Origin of the sequence: Longitalea luteola (assembly GCF_017356035.1) — a bacterium.
GTDB lineage: Bacteria > Bacteroidota > Bacteroidia > Chitinophagales > Chitinophagaceae > Niastella > Niastella luteola.
Map to the genome: position 1 here is coordinate 146,658 of NZ_JAFIQX010000003.1, position 20,096 is coordinate 166,753.

General features: G+C 46.3%; 15 protein-coding genes. 6 read left to right on the forward strand and 9 right to left on the reverse strand.

What is annotated here, in order from left to right; genetic code table 11:
- The first annotated feature begins 109 nt into the window (after positions 1–109).
- Positions 110–1,051 carry a helix-turn-helix domain-containing protein gene (locus tag JUB15_RS09120; protein ID WP_207512173.1) on the forward strand — a complete coding sequence of 314 codons (942 nt, stop codon included), beginning with the start codon at positions 110–112 and terminating at the stop codon, positions 1,049–1,051.
- Between the two features lie 209 nt (positions 1,052–1,260).
- A complete protein-coding gene (locus tag JUB15_RS09125; RefSeq protein WP_207512174.1) occupies positions 1,261–2,397 on the forward strand; it encodes a PepSY-associated TM helix domain-containing protein in 1,137 nt (378 codons plus the stop codon).
- Positions 2,398–2,511: 114 nt separating this feature from the next.
- On the opposite strand, the gene JUB15_RS09130 is transcribed toward JUB15_RS09125, so the two are convergent.
- From JUB15_RS09130 to hemA, 9 genes are all read right to left on the reverse strand, one after another.
- Complete coding sequence (locus JUB15_RS09130; protein ID WP_207512175.1) at positions 2,512–3,702, reverse strand: DUF5009 domain-containing protein; 1,191 nt, start codon at positions 3,700–3,702, stop codon at positions 2,512–2,514.
- Positions 3,703–4,070: 368 nt separating this feature from the next.
- The gene (gene hemL, locus JUB15_RS09135) at positions 4,071–5,357 is read right to left on the reverse strand and encodes a glutamate-1-semialdehyde 2,1-aminomutase (protein ID WP_207512176.1); all 1,287 of its coding nucleotides are present in this window, start codon (positions 5,355–5,357) and stop codon (positions 4,071–4,073) included.
- Between the two features lie 45 nt (positions 5,358–5,402).
- Positions 5,403–6,377, reverse strand: coding sequence for a porphobilinogen synthase (gene hemB, locus JUB15_RS09140; RefSeq protein ID WP_207512177.1), 975 nt, complete (start codon positions 6,375–6,377; stop codon positions 5,403–5,405).
- Positions 6,378–6,437: 60 nt separating this feature from the next.
- Positions 6,438–6,845, reverse strand: a complete 408-nt coding sequence (locus JUB15_RS09145; RefSeq protein WP_207512178.1) for a four helix bundle protein — start codon at positions 6,843–6,845, stop codon at positions 6,438–6,440.
- 164 nt (positions 6,846–7,009) lie between these two features.
- The gene (hemF, locus tag JUB15_RS09150; protein ID WP_207512179.1) at positions 7,010–7,921 is read right to left on the reverse strand and encodes an oxygen-dependent coproporphyrinogen oxidase; all 912 of its coding nucleotides are present in this window, start codon (positions 7,919–7,921) and stop codon (positions 7,010–7,012) included.
- A gap of 141 nt (positions 7,922–8,062) precedes the next feature.
- Positions 8,063–9,109: a uroporphyrinogen decarboxylase gene (hemE, locus tag JUB15_RS09155; protein ID WP_207512180.1), complete on the reverse strand. Its 1,047-nt coding sequence runs from the start codon at positions 9,107–9,109 to the stop codon at positions 8,063–8,065.
- Between the two features lie 14 nt (positions 9,110–9,123).
- Positions 9,124–9,825, reverse strand: a complete 702-nt coding sequence (locus tag JUB15_RS09160) for a uroporphyrinogen-III synthase (RefSeq protein WP_207512181.1) — start codon at positions 9,823–9,825, stop codon at positions 9,124–9,126.
- Positions 9,815–10,804 carry a hydroxymethylbilane synthase gene (locus JUB15_RS09165; RefSeq protein ID WP_207512182.1) on the reverse strand — a complete coding sequence of 330 codons (990 nt, stop codon included), beginning with the start codon at positions 10,802–10,804 and terminating at the stop codon, positions 9,815–9,817. The genes JUB15_RS09160 and JUB15_RS09165 overlap by 11 nt, the downstream gene beginning before the upstream one ends.
- Positions 10,805–10,955: 151 nt before the next feature.
- On the reverse strand, positions 10,956–12,194 hold the full coding sequence (gene hemA, locus JUB15_RS09170) for a glutamyl-tRNA reductase (RefSeq protein WP_207512183.1): 1,239 nt from the start codon (positions 12,192–12,194) through the stop codon (positions 10,956–10,958).
- Positions 12,195–12,654: 460 nt separating this feature from the next.
- Between hemA and hemH the strand changes: the two genes are divergently transcribed.
- The 4 genes from hemH to JUB15_RS09190 all read left to right on the forward strand — a co-directional run bounded on the left by hemH (position 12,655) and on the right by JUB15_RS09190 (position 20,066).
- On the forward strand, positions 12,655–13,683 hold the full coding sequence (gene hemH / locus JUB15_RS09175; protein WP_207512184.1) for a ferrochelatase: 1,029 nt from the start codon (positions 12,655–12,657) through the stop codon (positions 13,681–13,683).
- 127 nt (positions 13,684–13,810) lie between these two features.
- Entirely contained in the window at positions 13,811–14,449 is a 639-nt protein-coding gene (locus tag JUB15_RS09180) for a CopD family protein (RefSeq protein ID WP_242696278.1), read from the forward strand.
- 1,293 nt (positions 14,450–15,742) lie between these two features.
- Positions 15,743–19,174 carry an isoleucine--tRNA ligase gene (gene ileS / locus JUB15_RS09185; protein ID WP_207512185.1) on the forward strand — a complete coding sequence of 1,144 codons (3,432 nt, stop codon included), beginning with the start codon at positions 15,743–15,745 and terminating at the stop codon, positions 19,172–19,174.
- A gap of 4 nt (positions 19,175–19,178) precedes the next feature.
- Complete coding sequence (locus tag JUB15_RS09190) at positions 19,179–20,066, forward strand: TraR/DksA family transcriptional regulator (protein ID WP_207512186.1); 888 nt, start codon at positions 19,179–19,181, stop codon at positions 20,064–20,066.
- The last annotated feature ends 30 nt before the right edge of the window (positions 20,067–20,096 follow it).

Genomic DNA, 20,096 nt, shown 5'->3' on the forward strand with positions numbered 1-20,096 from the left:
CATTCGCCATTGACCATTCACCATTGACCGATTCTGACATTTATATGACTGCTAAACCTAATAAAGCATTGGGAAATGTAACGTTCGCCCTTTAAATTTGCACCCGATTATGTACAATCCGCCTGATATACTTTCACTGGCTTACAAGCAACCGATCATGCACGATCAGTTACAACTGTTGCAGGAAAAAGAGCAGCAGATGCCTGGCTCGGTTCAATATGCCATTAAAAGATACCGGAAACATGCGCAATGGAATATCGAGGATACCGGCGTGTTGGTATATCATTACAAAAAAGCTGCACCCCAGGAGAACTATGTGGAGCTGCGTTTTTGTATTGCGGGTAATATGTATTGTAATCAGAAAGAAGTTGAGTGTGATAACTGTAAACTCAACACGTCGAAAGCCTGTGCCGAAAGAGTCGAGAGCATCGATGTCATGAGCTTCCGTTTCTCCGCCGTGCATTTATCACAATTTGTAAAGCCCGGTAAGCTGAAGACCATTACCGATGAGGTGCTGCAATTTGTTCATCCTTCTTCTTTTTCCAAGATCCTTCCTTTATGCGGCCGCACCCGCCAGGTGCTGGAGGCATTACTAAGTCATACGTATACTGATAGCCTGGAGAATATCTTTATCAACGGCCAAAGCCAGATGCTGTTGTTGTACAGCCTCGAATGTATGCTGGGCGATGACAAAGAGATTGAATCATTCCAGTGCAAATTCCTGGCAAATGAAGCCGATCGCGAAAAGATCGTTAAGGCCCGGGAAATATTACTGCAACATATTGGTGAGCCTATTACCATTAAGGAACTCAGCCGAAAAGTGGCCATCAATGAATGCTATCTGAAGAAAGGTTTTAAAGAACTGTACGGTACCACCATCTTCGACTTCTACCAAAGCCAGCGCATGGAGCATGCACGGTATTTATTATATGAAAAAGGATTAACCGTAACCGAAGTATCTATGATGCTGGGCTATTCTTCCATCTCACATTTTTCCACTGCATTTAAAAAACAAACCGGCCTCAAGCCTTGTGAATTGTTATTGCACTAATGCATAACTTTCCCGCATAAGGCCCTGATACCTTGCAGAACGGAAAGCTGAATCAGTTTGAGCCAGCATTAAGCCTTTGGCTTTCAGCCTTCAGCATTTTTTCAGTTTTTTCTTATTGCGTAAACCATTTTACCGATTCTATAACGGGAATTTAAACTTGTAGTAGCATTTTTGTTGCTGATCGTCCATGGTTGGCGCAATTTTATAATATGACTGTTAAAAAGATAATCGGAAAAATTCATTTGTGGCTGGGGTTTACTTCAGGGATCATTGTTTTCGTAATCGCCGTTACCGGCTGTTTATATGCTTTTCAGGCTGAAATAAGTGCGATGAGCGGAAAAAGCTACCAGCAGGTGGTTCCGCAAAATGCACCGTACCTGTTGCCTACACAAATAAAGCAGATCGCCGAAGCGAAGCTGCCTGGAAAACATCTGCACAGTGTGCAGTATGGCGCCAGGGACAAGGCGGTGGTAGTAACTTTTTACGGTCTTGATCCTGACTATTATTATGCCATCTATGTGAATCCCTATTCCGGCGAAGTACTGAAGGTGAAGAATATGGACCGCGATTTCTTTCGCATCATCCTGATGGGCCATTATTACCTGTGGCTGCCGCATGAAGTGGGCCAGCGCATAGCCATTTATTCTACCATCATTTTTGTGGTGATGATGATCACCGGTCTCATCTTATGGTGGCCCAGGAGCAAAGCCGCAGCCAGGCAACGCTTCTCCATTAAATGGAGTGCCGCCTGGCGCCGGAAGAATTACGATCTGCATAATGTGCTTGGCTTTTATATGACCTGGGTGGTTATTTTCATTGCCATCACCGGACTGGTGTTTGGATGGCAACTGCTGGCAAATGCCATTTATAAAACAGCAGGTGGTAAGAAGTCACTGACCTATGCGGAGCCCTTGTCGGATACAACCAAAATAGCGCAGGCCGTTTCCATGCCGGTTGATAAGTTATGGTTGCAGGTGCAGCAGGAGCACCGCGATGCCGAAACCATCGATATGCATTTTCCGTCAACAGATTCTTCCTCCATTGAGGTGGCCGTGAATACCGATGCGGATACCTACTGGAAAACTGACTACCGGTTCTTTGACCAGTACACCATGAAAGAATTACCGGTGAATCATATTTATGGCCGCTTCAAAGATGCGAAAGCGGCTGATAAGTTATTAAGAATGAATTATGATATCCATGTGGGTGCTATTTGGGGCCTGCCGGGAAAGATCCTGGCTTTTTGCGGATCGCTTATTGCGGCCAGTCTGCCCGTTACAGGTTTTATGATCTGGTGGGGCAGGAGAAAGAAAAAGCCCTCCCGAAAATCGAGAAGGCTGTACTAATCAAATACCATTAACCATTAAACCTTATCCTATGAAAACACAAAGATACATATAAAATCATTGATATGTATCTTTGTGTTTTCATTTTAGAACTTGTTAACAGAAATCAATTTGTCAGATCTTCAGCCGGATGCGCCATTTCTCCAGCAGGCCGGTCAACAAAATGATCAGCAGGGCAAAGATCAAAGATTTCACAATACCGATGCTCCCGGTTAACAGCAGGGCAGGCAGGCTCACACCAATCAATGGAAACAACGGGTAAAAGATATACGGCAGCAAATAAGCCGTCAGCGTACTGGTGCCTGCTGGTTTCAGCATGGCGAACGCTGCTTGTTTGTTTTTTCGGTCAACCAGCCAGACCAATGCAGCAAAGACCAATATGCTGATGCCGGTGCAGATCATCACCCAGGAAGGTGTTGCGCGGATCTTTGAAATACCTGCCAGTGGTCTGATCGCAAATCCACCGGCCAACATAATTACGCCCAGCAGCAGGAGCAGCATCAGGCAATGAGTGTATTTGCCTTTGTCAGCCAGTCCGGCATACAACACAGCGGTAATGATGCCGGCCATGGTGAGGGAAGGCGAGGAGCCGTCGCCGGTGATCCAGACGTAGGGCTTCACAGGTTCAAGCACCTGCAGCCATCCTGCCTTTGCAGCAATATTGAATAAGGTGAAGAAAAGGAGGGCGCCAATCAATACCGGCAGTTTTCCTTTTGCATATAGGAAAATGAGGGCCGACAGCAGGTATGACCAACCGATAAGTCCCAGGATACCCCACCAATGCGGCTTCAACCAAACCCTTTCTCCGTTTTCACTGCCCTTGTACATGATAGCCAGGAATGCCAGCAGCACAATGCCCGCGCTTTGCAGCAAGATCTTTTTTTGTCTACTCAAAGAGGGTGTATAATCCAGCCAGATCAGGAAATAACTGATGGTGAGTAATATTTCCCAGATGGCTTTCGGCAGCAACGCCGCTTCGTTATTATAGCTTTCGAGGTTTACGTGAAAGAAACCCATAACCAGCAGCGCAATCGTTCGCACCAGGATGTGACCAAGGATGTTGGTTTGCGAAGCGCCCTTCGCCCAGCGGTTGCCAATGGCAAAAGGAATGGAAAGGCCAACGATAAACAGAAAGGCGGGGAATACCGTGTCAGCCAAACCCATTCCATCTTCAGCGGCCTCCGTATGTTCAAGCCATTGTGGAATAGCTGACAGGGTCCATAGATCATTTACAAAGATCATCAGGAACATGGTCAATGCTCTGAATACATCGATAGATGCAAGTCGCTGTTTGAATGAGGGCATACTGTTCAGTTCGGTTACAAAAGCGTTGGGTCTATGCAATAAACTGTGTCAGGTTTTTCATGAATTTCTACACTGTTTTCATGCAAACGGACCCCTTTTGCATGAAATTTCACACCTTTTTCGTGAAAACGATGTCGTTTTTCATGAAAAAATTTCGTGAAAAAAGCTACGTATTTCAATGAACGCATATCGTTTTCGTGTAAAAAGCTTTTATCCCGCCGGCTATCCACTCTTATATCAATGAAAAAAGCCGCATCGGGATTTAATCCTTCAACGGCTTAATATAAAGTATTTGTTCGTAAACAGCTAGCACCTGAATAATCGGCTTACTAAACAGCTCAAATGACTTACAAACAGTACGACATATTTTATAATATCTCCTGTAAGCTGTCTTTTGCTGCCTGAATGGTAATATCCAGGTCTTCTTTCGTAAGCGCACTACTGAGGAACCAGGTCTCATAAGCGGAGGGCGGTAAATACACTCCGCGTTTCAGCATGGCATGGAAGAATTTTTTGAACAGCTCATTATTGGCAGCGGCTGCTGATGAAAAATTGATCACCGGATGCTCACTGAAATGTACGCTGATCATAGAGCCCAGCTGGTTGATCACATAGGACGTACCGCTTGCTTTCAACACATCATTGAGCCCGTTGCGCAGATAGCTGGTAGATTCATCCAACTGTTTATAAATAGCCGGATTTTCTTTCAGCGTTTTTAACATGACGAAACCGGCGATCATGGCCAGCGGGTTGCCGCTCAGGGTGCCTGCCTGGTACACATTGCCCAGTGGTGAGATGTGTTGCATGATCTCTTTTTTACCACCAAAAGCGCCTACAGGCATACCACCGCCGATCACTTTACCATAGGTAACCAGGTCGGCATCTACGTTTAACCGTTCCTGTGCACCGCCGGGTGCGAGCCGGAAACCGGTCATTACTTCATCCATGATGAAGACTATGCCGTTTTTGTCGCAGATCGACCGCAATCCTTCCAGGAAGCCGGGTTGGGGCAGAATACAACCCATATTACCGGCAACCGGTTCTATAATGATGGCTGCAATTTCACCCTGGTGTTCTGTTACCAGTTGTTGAACAGCGGCCAGATCGTTATACGCACAGGTAAGGGTGTCATTGGCTACACCGGCTGTTACACCCGGAACGGTTTGAATATTGAATGTAGCCACACCGCTGCCTGCTTTTACCAGGAACGAATCTGCATGACCGTGATAACAGCCTTCAAATTTGATGACCTTGTTGCGGCCGGTATAACCTCTTGCCAGCCTGATGGCGCTCATACAGGCTTCGGTACCACTGCTTACCATACGAATGAGGTCAACGTTTGGCGCCATGCTGATGATGAGCTCGGCCATTTCAATTTCCAGTTCGGTAGGAGCGCCAAACGAAGTAGAATATTGAGCATATTCCTGTATGGCTTTCACCACGGGTTCATAAGCATGACCCAGGATCATTGGTCCCCAGGAATTGATGTAATCGATGTAGCGGTTGCCATCGGCATCGAACATATAAGCGCCCTTGGCCGACTTCATGAATACCGGCGTTCCGCCCACGCTTTTGAAGGCCCGTACGGGAGAATTGACACCTCCGGGAATGCTTTGCTGCGCCCGGGAAAATAAAGCAATACTTTTATCAATCATAGTTTTTGCGTTCGTTTTCAATTAGCACATTAGCACATCAGTAAATTAGCTAATTAGTTTAACTGCATCCTTTGCAAAGTAAGTAGCTATCAGATCGGCGCCGGCTCTTTTAATGGCCGTCAGCGTTTCGAGGATGGCCTTGTTCTCATCTATCCAGCCCATTTTGGCGGCAGCCTTGATCATGGCATATTCGCCACTGATATTATACGCACTAACGGGAACAGACACCGCATTCTTTACTTCGCGAATGATATCGAGGTAGGCCAGGGCGGGCTTCACCATTACGATATCAGCGCCTTCTTCCACATCCATCAGGGTCTCTTTCACCGCTTCAATGCGGTTGCTGTAATCCATCTGGTAAGTTTTTTTATCGCCAAAACCCGGGGCGCTGTCCAGCGCATCGCGGAAAGGACCATAAAAGCTGGAGGCATACTTGGCGCTATAGCTCATAATGCCGGTCTTGTGGAGGTCGTTTTCTTCCAGCGCCTCGCGAATGGCGGCAATACGGCCATCCATCATGTCGCTGGGGGCAACGAAATCGGCGCCTGCCTGGGCATGGCTCACGCTCATTTGCGCCAGTACTTCAACGGTGGCATCATTCACGATCTCGGAACCCTCAACGATGCCATCGTGTCCATAAGATGAGAAAGGATCAAGGGCCACATCGGTCATCACCAGCATATCCGGACAAGCCTCTTTAACGGCCCGGATGCTTCTTTGCATCAGTCCTTTCGGGTTTAATGCTTCGGTTCCTTTATTGTCTTTCAGTTCGTCTTTACATTTAATAAAAAGCAATACGCTTTTCAGCCCCATGCTCCACAGTTCTTTTACTTCTTTAACGGTGTTGTCGAGGCTCATGCGATAGTAGCCGGGCATTGATGCAATTTCATCCTTCACATTTTCACCTTCGCTGATGAACAACGGCACAATGAAATCATTGGGGGTTAAAATAGTTTCTGCCACCAGGCTTCTGATTGCCGGCGATTGGCGTAGTATACGATTTCTCCTTTGTAAATACATAGTAATTTCTGATTTCTGATTTCGGGATTTCGAGATTTGCCCTGAATCCCTATTCTTTTATTAATCTAATTTTTTACTATTATGATTTTGCGGCCTGTTTTTCGTATAAGCAGCATCGCGGTTCCTTTTTGAAGTTATATCGGTTTTCGTAAAAATGCTTACTAACTCATTCGATTCTTTTATTAAAGCTTCAAGATCTTCACCTTCTACCAAATTGGCTGCTTTCGATGCCTGCATCCAGTATAACGATTCATCGGCTTCTTCTAAAACTATTTCAATTTTAAATATCCAGTCGGCCTTTGATTTTGCCCGACATGCTGCTCTATAATTGGCTCCAACGGATCCCGCTGATCTTATTAATTGTTTTGCTGTTTCAAAGCCAGCGGCATTTTTGGGAAAACGCCCACATAGCTTTATAACATCTACGTGAAACTGCATGGTGCGTTTTTGAAGATCAAATTTGTTCATGTCGATTGAATTTGTTTAGGTAATCAATCGCAGAACCCCCAATGAAATTTCTGATTTATTGATTTCGAGACTTGGTATAAATCCCAAAATCAGAAATCCCTAAATCTCGAAATCTCGAAATCTCAAAATCTCGAAATCTCGAAATCTCGAAATCAGAAATCATTTTACACCCAGTCCACAGGATGCAAACAGGCTTGCAGTAGTTGATCCTCATCACTGCCCGGTTGCGGCTGGTAGTTGTATTCAAAACGCACCGTAGGCGGCAGGCTCATTAAGATGCTTTCTATCCTGCCATTTGTTTTCAGTCCGAACAAAGTGCCGCGGTCATGTACCAGGTTGAATTCAACATACCGCCCGCGACGGATCTCCTGCCAGTGTTTATGTGCAGCTGTATAGGGTAGTTGTTTTCGCTGCTGCACAATGGGCAGGTAAGCTGTTAAAAAAGCATCGCCGCAGGTTTTGCCAAAATTGAACCAGAACTGCACATCCTTTTCTGCCGACGGACGCTGGTGATCGTAAAAAATACCGCCAATGCCTCTGCGTTCCTGGCTGCGGTGCCAGTTCACAAAATAATTATCACACTCCTTTTTGAAGCCGGCATAAAAACCAGGATCGAATGCATCACACGCATCCTTATACGTTTGATGAAAATGTTTTGCATCTTCTTTAAACAGGTAATACGGTGTGAGGTCAGTACCGCCGCCAAACCACCTGTCTGCCAGGGCTCCGCTTTCATCATACACTTCAAACATCCGGTAGTTACAATGTACCGTAGGTACGAATGGATTAACAGGATGCAACACGAGCGACAGGCCGCAGGCAAACCAGCTTTTACCATTTATCTTTAACTGATGGCGCATGGGGTCCGTCACGTCACCAAATACTACCGAGGTGTTTACGCCCCCTTTCTCAAATACATTTCCATTGGCGATCACACGCGTTTTGCCACCGCCGCCCTCAGCACGCTGCCAAAGGTCTTCCCGGAAAGTGGCTTTGCCGTCTTCTGCTTCCAGGGCAGCGCAGATGCGGTCCTGCAGGTTGTGGATATAATTGATCCAGTTCTCTTTTATGTTCATTGTTGTCAATGGTGAATGGTCAATGGTCAATGGTCAATGGTGAATGGTGAATGGTCAATCGTTAGTCGTGAATCCCAAATCGGCAATGCAATTCAGCGTTCCGCATTTAGCGTTGAGCGTTTTGCGTTTTGCGTTTTGCGTTCAGCGTTCAGCGTTTTGCGTTGAGCGTTCTGCCTCTTTCACCGTATCAACGAACGCTCTGGCATGATCAACAGGCACATTGGGTAAGATCCCATGTCCCAGGTTGGCGATATGGCGATGTCCGCCAAAATCGTTCAGCATTTTCTTTACTTCTTTCCTGATCACCGGTATAGGTGATAACAATTTGGCCGGATCAAAATTACCTTGCAGCGTTACATCAGGTCCTGCCAACTGCCGGGCCATAGCGGGTGTAATGCACCAGTCGATACCCAGACCATGAGCGCCGGTAGCGGCCATACTTTGCAGCGAGTGCCAGGCGCCTTTGGCGAAAATGATGGTAGCTACTTCTTCTTTCAGGGCAGCCACGATCTGGCGTATATATCTTAATGAGAAATTTTCAAAGTCATCGGGACCCAGCAAGCCGCCCCAGCTGTCGAAGATCTGTATCACATCTACGCCCGCTTTCACCTGTCCTTTCAGGTAAGCGATGGTCGTGTCGGTGATCATTTGTAACAGGCGGTGGGCCGTTTCGGGTTGGGTGTAGCAGAAGATCTTGGCTTCATCAAATGTTTTGGAACCTTTGCCCTGCACCATATAACACAGCAGGGTCCAGGGAGCGCCGGCAAAGCCAATCAATGGTACGCGATCATTCAGTTCTTTTTTGATCAGTTTTACTGCATCAAAAACATAGTGCAGGGTTTCGTTTACATCGGGCACCCGAATACGATTGAGGTCATTGATGTTTTTAATGGGATCTGGCAACAACGGGCCTTTGCTTTCTATCAATTGTACTTCCAGTCCCATGGCCTGGGGCACAACCAATATATCGGAAAAGAGGATAGCCGCGTCAACGCCAACGATGTCAACCGGCTGAATGGTTATTTCGCAGGCGAGTTCGGGTGTCTGACACCGTTCGAAGAAGCCATATTTTTCACGTAAGGCCATATATTCTGGTAAATACCGGCCGGCCTGGCGCATCATCCATACAGGGGGGCGTTCTACTTGTTCTCCTTTAAGGGTTCTTAATAACAGGTCGTTTTGCAGCATAATATGTAGGTATGTTACTTTTTAAAAAATTGAAACATTTTTTTTACCAGCTCCTCTTTGCCTGGTCTGTCCGATTCAATCACTGTGTTGTCGGAAAATGATTTTATAGCATCGGCCGTTGTTTGGCCTATGGCGAATAAGATGGTTGATGGCAATACGGCATTGGCATAAAAGAAACTCTGCACCGCGCTCGGACTAAAAAACAAAATACCATCATACGCTTTATCAATTTTGTGTGGCGTGCTGATGGTATGATAAACGATCACTTCCTGCACCATTATTCCGTTCTGCCGCAGTTTGCCGGGTAGTTCTTCGCGCCGCTGATCGCCACAGAAAAAAACTACCTGTTTCACCTGCTTGTTGCCGATCATTTTATCGGCGAGATCCGATGCATTGTTGCCCACCGTATGTATCGACTGCTCGCCAAAATGCCTGGCAACCAGCTGGCGGGTGGTATGCCCGATGCAGTAAATACTCCAGTCGGGAGGATGCCCGTTTATATATGCAGCTACCGTGGTCACCGCATTCATGCTGGTAAACACAACAGCCGCTGGTTGTTTTATTACTTTGGCGATCTCCTCCTTCATGTTGGTGGTAGCTACAGGTGATGTGTCGATAAAGGATACGATATCGATATGGATATCCTTAGCCTTGGCAGCTTCGATCAAAGCCGTTTCCAACGGCCGGGTGCTCAATATGGAGATCTTATTTGGCATTTCGGATCTTGTCAGCGATAACCTGTCCGCCATTCTCTAACATTTCTTTGGCGGCAATAACGCCCAGGTCATTACTATTGTTGATGGCCACTGTTTTTTCAATGCTTGCTTTCTCTTTTCCATCCAGCGACAATATGTTCCCTTCAAAATGAACCTCGTCGTTCACGATGCTCGCCAGGGCACTGATCGGGGTAGAACAGCCGCCCAGCAAAGCTCTTAGGAAATCGCGCTCAATGGCAGTGCACAAAGCCGTATGGTCATCATTGAATAACTGGCACGCTTCAATTGCATATTGGTCTTCGTTGCGGCAGGCAACTACAATGGCGCCCTGTGCAGGTGCAGGCAACATCCAGTCGAGTTCGATAGACTGGGCCGGGCGCAAGCCAATTCTTTCCAGTCCGGCGGCAGCGAAAATAGCGCCGTTCCAGTGGCTGTCGGCCAGTTTTTGTAAACGGGTGTTTACATTACCCCGCAGGTTCTCGATGGTATGGTTTGGATAGCGATTGAGCCATTGGGCTTTGCGGCGGATGCTGCTTGTGGCTATAGTGATGGGTGAATGCCCGCCCGACTGAGCGGTCGCTCGGGCAGGGTCAATGGTCAATGGTGAATAGCTCGCGCCATTTCCGCTTTCGGTAATAGCGGCAGGCAGCTCGCCCTTGAAAACTAATAGATCTTTATGGGAAGCTCTCTTTAATATCGCAGCGGTTACAATTCCTTTAGGCAATTGTGTGGGTACATCCTTGAGGGAATGTACAGCAAGATCGATGCGGTTATTCAGCAGGGCAATATCCAGGCTGCGGGTAAAGATGCCCTGTACGCCCATTTCATACAACGGTGTTTTGAGATCAATATCCCCCTCACTTTTTATATATACCAGTTCTGCGGTAAAGCCAAACTGCGACAACAGGTTCTTTACCTGGGTAGCCTGCCAAACCGCGAGTTGGCTTTCCCTGGTTCCAATACGGATCACTTTATTCATCAGTGCTTGTTCAATTTTTGCAAAGCTAACGCTTTCGTGAATGGTGAATGGTCAATGGGGAATGAGCTCATAAAATTTCCGACTCTCGCATTAGTTGTTAATCTCGCGAGTCGGGCTCTATTCACCATTCACCATTGACCATTCACCCCAATTAATTCGAGGGCGCAATGAACTCATTGATAGCTTCTATATAATAACAGCCGCGTTGGTTACGCTGACGCATTTTAGAAGCCATGCCATTGATTACCCGTTGTATTTTCTCGTCGGCGTTGATAGTCTGGCATGCAGCTATTTCGGGTGAAAGCTGAATATATGATGGAAAGGTCTGGATCTCTTTTAATTTGATCTTTACCGCTTTGAATACCGGTACATGCTTGCGCATTTCGAACCACTCGATGAACTCGTCGATATGTTCGCGAATGATGACCCAGGCTTTGGGCACTTCGGCTTCCCGCATTTGCAGGGTCTCATCTTTCAGTTTCGACAGTTCATCTACATTCACCAGATGCACATTGGGCAGTTCCTGGGCGCTTTCTTCTACATTGAAAGGAACCGACAGGTCGATGATCAGTTTTTCACCTTTGCCTTCGAGGTGCGATCTTTTGATAGTGGGCTCTACTGAATTGGTAGCTACCAGGATGATGTCAGATTCGGCTATCTTGTCGGAAAGATCCGATAAAGGCGCGTGATGCAGGTTTAATTCCTCTGCCAGTTGCGCCGCTTTATCGTGCGTGCGGTTAATGAGCGTGATATGGTCGGCATCGAGGTAGTCGACCAGGTTTTTGCAGGTGTTGCGGCCAATTTTGCCTACACCCAGCAGTAATATCTTTTTGGCTGGAATATCAGCTACTTTTTCTCTGATATACTGAACGGCTGCAAAGGATACCGAAACGGTTCCGCCGCTCAGGCTGGTTTGATTCTTTATGGCTTTGGAAGATTGCAGTACACAGTTTACCAGGCGTTCCATAAAGGTGTCGGTAAAGCCATGTTCTTTGCTGAATTTCACTGCCTGTTTAATCTGCCCTACGATTTCGTAATCACCTAAGATCTGTGAATCTAGACCGGCGGCTACTGAGAAAAGATGCTCGATGGCAGCCATGCCGTTCTTGATGTAAGCTAATTTGGTAAAAGTGGAAGCGTTTCCTTCGGTCTGGGTGCATAGGAGGTTGATCAGTTGATCGGCACTTTCGGCAAAGCCGTAAATTTCGGTACGGTTGCAGGTGCTTAACACAAATAACTCATGCAAACCAAATTCAGGGGCTTGGTTAAGTAGGGTAGCGTATTGATCATTACTCACTGCAAACTGGCCTCTTATCGCAGCATCGGATTTTTTGTAATTGATCCCGGCTATAAAAAACTTTGTTATATCCTTAGTACTGTTTCCGTGCATGAATATCGAATTCAAAAAATTGACACTGCAAAAATACTTTCGGACTCGTCATTGTCCTAATATGTCTGTCATTACTCTGTCATTTTACTGTCTGATTATCATCAACCGGGCGTATGAGTAAAATCATGTATGCTTTGCGGGGATCACCGCACAGCTTTTGCGAACGTTTGTTTGCCTGAAGAACCTGTTCCCGGCCTCCTGTAAGCAGGGAGAACGCAAAGAGATGGCGTCGCAGTACAATCATGTTCCACTGAGGCCAAACCAGTATCAATTCGCGCCTGAATTCTTTATTTCCAAAGTAAATAATGTGTAAAATTGGTCCTTAAAGCAGTTTACAAAAGTCGCAGGAGGGTAATTCCCATGTCATCCTGCGGTAAAAACTGCCTTTCGCGCTCAGTAGTCCCGGCTCAGCAATAAATTTTGATTTTTAAGTTGGTAACCGAGTTACTTTTGCACTCTTATGGCAGCAACAAAAAGAGGGATCGTTTTAATGAACCTGGGGTCGCCCGACTCAACGCAGGTGAAAGATGTTCGTCGCTATCTGAATGAATTTCTAATGGATGAGCGGGTCATCGATATGTCTTACCTGGGCCGTTTATTACTGGTGAAGGGAATTATCGTTCCATTCCGCGCGCCAAAGTCGGCTCATGCCTATGCTTCCATCTGGACCCCGGAAGGTTCGCCCCTGATCGTATTGAGTAAACAATTGCAGCAAGCTCTGCAACAACAGGTGCCCGAACCGGTGGCGCTGGCCATGCGCTACGGCTCGCCCGCGCCCTGGACCGCCTACGACGAATTACTCGAAAAAGTGCCGGGCCTTGAAGAAGTGGTGCTGGTGCCTATGTACCCCCATTATGCCATGAGCAGCTATGAAACGGCCGTTGAATACGCCAAAGCTGCCCACGCCAAAGGGAAATATTCATTCAGGCTTACCATCATTCCTCCCTATTACGACAATGCCCTGTACCTCGAGGCGCTGGCCGACAGTATGAAGCCTTACTTGCAGCAACCATACGATCATTTTTTGTTCAGTTACCATGGGGTGCCTGAACGCCATATTTATAAAGGAGATGTTACCGGCAATCACTGTCTGAAAGTAGCCAACTGCTGCGAGGTGAATAGCGAAGCGCATAAATATTGTTACCGGCACCAGTGTTTGGTAACCACCAAAAAAGTGGCTGCCATGCTGCACATCCCGGAAAATAAATACAGTTTCTCCTTTCAATCGCGTCTTGGCCGTGATGAATGGTTAAAGCCTTACACCGCCCAACGTTTAGCCGATCTTCCGGCAGAAGGGGTAAAGAACCTGCTGGTTGCCTGCCCCGCTTTTATAAGTGATTGTTTGGAAACCCTGGAAGAAATAGCTGTGGAAGGAAAAGATACGTTTATGCAAGCAGGTGGGGAGTCGTTTACGATGATCCCCTGTTTGAATGTGCATCCCATGTGGGTGAAGGCGATTGCCAGTTGGGTGGCGGAGCCAATTAGCTAATGTGATAATCCCGCAGAGCGGGACAAGTTGTGATAATTATAATTAGCTAATGTGCTGATGTGCTGATGTGCTGATGTGCTGATGTGCTGATGTGCTGATGTGCTGATGTGATAATGGAATACAGCTTATGAGTCGAAGTGCTCATTTGACGATTGTTTTTTTTCTCATTGATCATTCACCATTCACCATTGACCATTCACCATTCACCATTGACCATTCACCATTGACCATTCACGATATGTACAATTATATTAAGGCGCTTCACATTATTTTTATAGTTACCTGGTTCAGCGGAATGTTCTACATCGTCCGCCTGTTTGTATACAATACCGAAGCCGGTGAAAAACAGGACCTCGAAAAGTCTATTCTACGGAAACATTTCACTGTAATGATCAAACGGCTTTGGTTTGGCATTACCTGGCCATCTGCTGTTGCTACCCTTATTTTCGGTCCGTGGATGTGGATCCAGCTGGGTGTTTTGCCCGACTGGTTATTTGTCAAACTTTTCTTTGTAGCAGGTTTGTATGCCTATCATTTCACCCTGCATGCCATTTACAGGCAGCAGATGAAAGGTATTTTCAAATACAGTTCACAACAATTACGCATCTGGAATGAAGTAGCCACCATTTTCCTGGTTGCCATCGTTATGCTGGCGGTGGTTAAGCAAAATATGAGCGTGGTATGGGGTTTGGCCGGACTGATCGGCTTTGTGATCGTGTTGATGAGTGCGATCAGGATCTATAAGAATATCAGGACGAAGAAATAGTGAAGGGTAGACCCAACAAAAAAACCTCCCTGGAGGCGGAGGTTTACAATACGGGGCACCAATGTCTTTTCAGCTTCCCGAAAACGGGGGTTGTTCGTGGGCATGCACAGTAGCCTGATTGGTTTTCCACAGGCATAACCAGAGATTAAAAACGGGAAGGTAGCGGATTACAAAAAAGGTGTAAAAAAGAAAAACCTTTCCTTTGTTTTAGAATTTTAAAGGAAAGGGGAGCAGGACTACTCCCCTTTTTAACCCCTAAACCCTAAACCGTAGAAAAGGTTTTTCATATAATGAGGTAATACAAATGTCGTTTTCAAGAAATCGTCCCCGAGGTAAAACCTCCTGGTAGGTGACGGGACTAATACTTAGAAAATATCGTACCAAAAATCACTCCGTCACACGTAAATTTCCCTTATTAATTTTCAACATTTCGCTATTGCAAAGAGCACAGAAATAGTTCCATAAATTATGCCAAACGCGGCAAATGTGGATAAACCTGACTGAAATTTGACCCTTTCGTTAAAAAATCTTCAAATAACTTCTTCATTACTCAAATAAGTTCCAAAGGCTGGCACCGCTATCACTATAACTGTAAAACTGACTATAACCTTAAGAATTGTGAGCAATTTGTCTTTGGATTAACAGTGGCTGCACAGTCATCACAGACCCATGTTTAACATCTTCATTACTACAACTGCTATTGTATAGTTACTTCATCATTTGGGCTTTACGTGTACAGCTTTTTTTGTGACAAGAAGGCCTGCTTTTCTGCGCCCCTTCTTCGGGACTGAGCAAAGACAGCTTTTACCCTTCTTCGCAAATCCTTCGCAAGTTCTTCGCAAATTTGCGAAGAAGCCTAAGGGAAATCTAAGAGAAGTCTAAGAGAAGTTGCGAAGAACTGCCGGCAACGTTTTCATAATCAATGCCATACAACACGCAAACAACGCATTTCAATAGCTTGTTTTAATGATAATCAATACTTTATGGAAGATCTGCACCTTTTTCTGATGATATTGGCAAAGTAACCGGTTTTGGGCGACCGGGAACGGTAACCGGTGACTGGAAACCGTACTGCTGAGTGGTAACGGATAACTGTGAACTTTAAACTTTAAACCTTTAAACAGTGATCCGGGTAACTGGCTATGGGCAACTGGCGACCGGTAACCGGGAAGCGGTGCAACCGCTAACTTTTCAGTACCTTTGCACACTTTTCAGGCTGCAGAATTCTTGTTCTGCAGGTTTTTTTGTGAATACACCGAAATATTTGAAATAAACAGTTTTACCGGGAATTATATGGCAGTTAACTACAGAGAGTTCCAGAAATTGAATTTACCTGTTATAGAACAGGAAATGTTAGCCAAATGGAGTGAAAACCAGGCATTTGAAAAAAGCGTGTCGCTGCGGAACGATGCCCCTTCCTTCGTATTCTACGAAGGTCCGCCAAGCGCTAACGGTATGCCGGGTATTCACCATGTTATCAGCCGCACCTTAAAAGACCTGGTTTGCCGCTACAAGACCATGAGCGGCTTTCAGGTGAACCGCAAAGCGGGCTGGGATACCCATGGCCTGCCCATTGAACTGGGAGTTGAAAAAGAATTGGGTATCACCAAGGAAGATATCGGTAAAAAGATCTCTGTTGAAGAATATAACCGCAAATGCCGGGAAGCGGTAATGCGCTATAAAGATAAATGGGACGACCTCACCCGGAAAATGGGCTATTGGGTTGACCTGAACGATCCTTATATCACCTTCGATAACAATTATATAGAAACACTGTGGTACCTGTTGAGCCAATTGTATGAAAAGGGTTTGCTGTACGAAAGTGTGAGCATTCAGCCCTATTCACCGGCTGCCGGAACAGGCTTAAGCTCCCATGAGCTGAACCAGCCCGGTACTTATAAAATGGTAAAGGACACCAGTGCCGTGGTTATGTTCAAAGCGGTGAAGGACGAAAAATCTGCGTTTCTGTTCGAGGCCGCAGAAACCGCTCAACGCCAAACGCAGAACGCAGAACGCCCAAAGCAGCAGGCAGAACAGTCGGAAACCCATTCACCATTGACCATTGACAATTCCCCGTTTTTCCTGGCCTGGACCACCACACCCTGGACCCTGCCATCGAACCTCGGCTTAACGGTAGGCGAGCGCATCACCTACGTGCTGGTGCAAACCTTTAACCCATATACGCACTTGCCCATAAACGTGGTTCTTGCCAAAGACCTGCTTGGTAAATACTTTAAACCCGAAGCTGAAAACACCGGTTTCGAGGAATATAAAGAAGGCGACAAAGTGCTGCCCTGGCGCATACTCACCGAGTTCAAAGGCGCACAGATTGAAGGTTGCCGTTACGAACAGTTATTGCCATTTGAAGCTAATAGTCCCGGGAAGAGCGGCGGCGATCCCTTCCGCGTGCTGTTAGGCGATTTCGTTACCACCGAAGATGGTACCGGTATCGTACACACTGCACCGGCCTTTGGTGCAGATGACTATAAAGTAGGTAAAAAATACGGTATCGGCATACTTACCATGGTCGACCGCCAGGGTAAATTTGTAGATGGGCTCGGTGAATTCAGCAACCGGTACGTAAAGAACTATAAAGACGAGAAAGAATATGTAGATGTGAACGTAGACATCTGCGTAAAGTTGAAAAAAGAGAACCGCGCCTTCAAAATAGAAAAATACGAACACAATTATCCTCATTGCTGGCGTACCGATAAACCCGTATTATATTACCCGTTAGATGCCTGGTTCATTAAAACGACCGCTTTGAAAGACAGGCTGGTAGCGTTGAACAAAACCATCAACTGGAAGCCCAAATCAACCGGCGAAGGCCGATTCGGTAACTGGCTCGAAAATATGGTTGACTGGAACCTGAGCCGCAGCCGCTTCTGGGGCACGGCCTTACCTATCTGGAAAACCGAAGACGGCAGCGAAGAAAAATGCATTGGTTCAGTACCTCAATTAAAAGAAGAAGCCGCAAAGGCCGATAAAGCGCTGGGCACCAATAATGCAAAGATCATGAGCGATCTCGATCTGCATAAGCCTTATGTTGACGATATAGTGCTGGTAAGTGATTCGGGCAAACCCATGAAACGCGTTCCCGACCTTATAGACGTTTGGTTCGATAGCGGCGCCATGCCTTATGCGCAATGGGGCCTCGATCATGAGAAGCTGAAAGCCGGCGATCCCTATCCGTTCAAACAACCATTTAATAAGAACTACCCGGCCGACTTCATCGCCGAAGGGGTTGACCAAACCCGCGGCTGGTTCTATACCCTGCATGCCATTGCAGGCTTACTGTTTGATTCTGTGGCATATAAAACCTGTGTGTCGAACGGCCTGGTACTGGACAAAAATGGCAACAAAATGAGTAAACGGCTGGGGAATGTGGTTGATCCGTTCAAAACCATAGAACAGTATGGCGCCGATGCCACCCGCTGGTACCTCATTACCAATGCCTCGCCCTGGGAGAATATGAAGTTCGACCTGGAAGGCATCAAGGAAGTGCAACGAAAATTCTTTGGCACCCTATATAATACCTATCAGTTCTTTGCGCTGTATGCCAATGTAGACGGGTTTGCCTTTAAAGAAGCTTATATACCGCTGGAACAACGGCCCGAGATCGACCGCTGGATCCTTTCATCCCTGAACTCCCTGGTCAAAAAAGTAACGGAATATATGGACGATTACGAGCCTACCCAGGCCGGCCGCGCCATAGAAGAGTTTATGGATGAACACCTTAGTAACTGGTATGTACGGTTGTGCCGCCGCCGGTTCTGGAAAGGGGAGTATGAACATGATAAGGTATGCGCTTACCAGACCCTGTACGAGTGCCTGGAAACCGTGTTAAAGCTCATGGCGCCTATTTCCCCATTCTTCAGCGATGCCTTGTTCCAGAACCTGAACGCGGTAACTGGCAGGCATACTGCAGAATCAGTGCACCATGCCAGCTACCCCGTTAGTAACGCTAACGCCATTGACACCGCCCTGGAAGAGCGCATGCAGCTGGCCCAGGATATTTCTTCCCTGGTATTATCATTGCGGAAAACAGCCAAGATAAAAGTGCGCCAACCCTTGCAAAAAGTGCTGATCCCTGTGTTGAATAAACACATGAAAGACCAGATCGGGCTGGTAGAAGACCTGATCAAGAGCGAGGTGAACGTAAAGGAAATAACTTATTTAACCGAAGATAACGGGTTTATCAAAAAGAAGATAAAGCCCAATTATACGGTGCTGGGTAAGAAATTGGGGGCTAAGATGAAGCCGGTTGCGGCAGTTTTGGCCGAATTTAGCCAGGATGACATAGCTAAATTGGAAAAAGATGGCAGTATTTCATTGCAAATTGGCAACGAACCCTTAATATTACAAACTAATGAAGTAGAGATCACCAGTGAAGATATCCCCGGGTGGATGGTGGCCAATAAAGATGCTCTCACCGTGGCTTTGGATGTAACCGTTACCCCAGAACTGGTTAGCGAAGGAAATGCCCGCGAATTGGTAAATCGTATCCAGAAAATCCGAAAAGACAGTGGTTACGAACTCACTGATCGAATACTGGTTAAGGTAACCGAACACCAGGAGTTGAACCAATCGATCGCCCAATTTAATAATTATATTTGCTCAGAAATTTTGGCAGATAAACTTGAACTAGTACCTGAATTACCTGATGGCACCGAAATTGAAGTGAACGATATTCCATTAAAAGTGTTCGTTACAAAAAAAGCGTAAAAGTATGGCAACCAAGAAAAAGGCGGCCAAGCCAGCAAAAAAAACGATTGCCCCCAAAAAACCAGCCCGAGCGGCAGGTGGGGCAGCCAAACCTGCTGCTAAAAAAGTAGTTGCTAAGAAGGACGTTAAGCCTGCTGCAAAAAAGACAGTTAAGCCTGTTGAAAAGAAGGTTCCGGCCAAGCCCCAGCCAGCTCATCACCAGGTAACCGCCAAAGCACATGCCAAGCCTTCCCCGGCCCCTACAGCCAAGCCAGTTGCCAAACACATTGAAATAAAAGAAACCAAGGAAGTTAAAAAAGCAGTTGAAGCTCCTGTTAAAGTCGAAAAGCCGGAAGTAAAGGTGGAAGTCAGGAAAACAGAACCAGTGATTCCACCGCCGCCACCACCGAAAAAGCCGGAACCCCCGGCCAAACCGGTAAAAGTGGTAATCCCGGAGATAAAAACGAAAACAGCACGCAAATACGAACCGGAATTCACAAAATCAGTATTAGATCAACCAGAAAACATTCAAACAGGACCAACCATGAGATATAGTGATGCCGAATTGAGCGAGTTCAAAGATCTGATTTTAAAAAAATTAGAGCAGGCAAAAAAAGAACTGGCTTATTTACAGGGGTTAATTACCCGCAAAGATGAAATGGGTGGCGATGAAACCGAAAATCGCTACATGACCATGGAAGATGGCAGTATGAGTATGGAAAGGGAGCAGTTGGCCCAAATGGCCAGCCGTCAGATCAACTATATTGATCACCTGGAGAAAGCTCTCATGCGCATCGAGAACAAGACTTATGGCATTTGCCGGGTTACAGGTAAGCTGATCGATAAAGCCAGGTTACGGGCAGTACCGCACGCTACCCTGAGTATCGAAGCCAAGCAAATGATGAACAAGTAAGCTTTGTGCTGTATAATCGGTTGGTAACCA

Coding starts and splice junctions, on each gene's coding strand:
- JUB15_RS09120 (WP_207512173.1), top strand. CDS start 110: ATGTACAATCCGCCTGATATACTTTCACTGGCTTACAAGCAACCGATC.
- JUB15_RS09125 (WP_207512174.1), top strand. CDS start 1,261: ATGACTGTTAAAAAGATAATCGGAAAAATTCATTTGTGGCTGGGGTTT.
- JUB15_RS09130 (WP_207512175.1), bottom strand. CDS start 3,702: ATGCCCTCATTCAAACAGCGACTTGCATCTATCGATGTATTCAGAGCA.
- hemL (WP_207512176.1), bottom strand. CDS start 5,357: ATGATTGATAAAAGTATTGCTTTATTTTCCCGGGCGCAGCAAAGCATT.
- hemB (WP_207512177.1), bottom strand. CDS start 6,377: ATGTATTTACAAAGGAGAAATCGTATACTACGCCAATCGCCGGCAATC.
- JUB15_RS09145 (WP_207512178.1), bottom strand. CDS start 6,845: ATGAACAAATTTGATCTTCAAAAACGCACCATGCAGTTTCACGTAGAT.
- hemF (WP_207512179.1), bottom strand. CDS start 7,921: ATGAACATAAAAGAGAACTGGATCAATTATATCCACAACCTGCAGGAC.
- hemE (WP_207512180.1), bottom strand. CDS start 9,109: ATGCTGCAAAACGACCTGTTATTAAGAACCCTTAAAGGAGAACAAGTA.
- JUB15_RS09160 (WP_207512181.1), bottom strand. CDS start 9,825: ATGCCAAATAAGATCTCCATATTGAGCACCCGGCCGTTGGAAACGGCT.
- JUB15_RS09165 (WP_207512182.1), bottom strand. CDS start 10,804: ATGAATAAAGTGATCCGTATTGGAACCAGGGAAAGCCAACTCGCGGTT.
- hemA (WP_207512183.1), bottom strand. CDS start 12,194: ATGCACGGAAACAGTACTAAGGATATAACAAAGTTTTTTATAGCCGGG.
- hemH (WP_207512184.1), top strand. CDS start 12,655: ATGGCAGCAACAAAAAGAGGGATCGTTTTAATGAACCTGGGGTCGCCC.
- JUB15_RS09180 (WP_242696278.1), top strand. CDS start 13,811: ATGAGTCGAAGTGCTCATTTGACGATTGTTTTTTTTCTCATTGATCAT.
- ileS (WP_207512185.1), top strand. CDS start 15,743: ATGGCAGTTAACTACAGAGAGTTCCAGAAATTGAATTTACCTGTTATA.
- JUB15_RS09190 (WP_207512186.1), top strand. CDS start 19,179: ATGGCAACCAAGAAAAAGGCGGCCAAGCCAGCAAAAAAAACGATTGCC.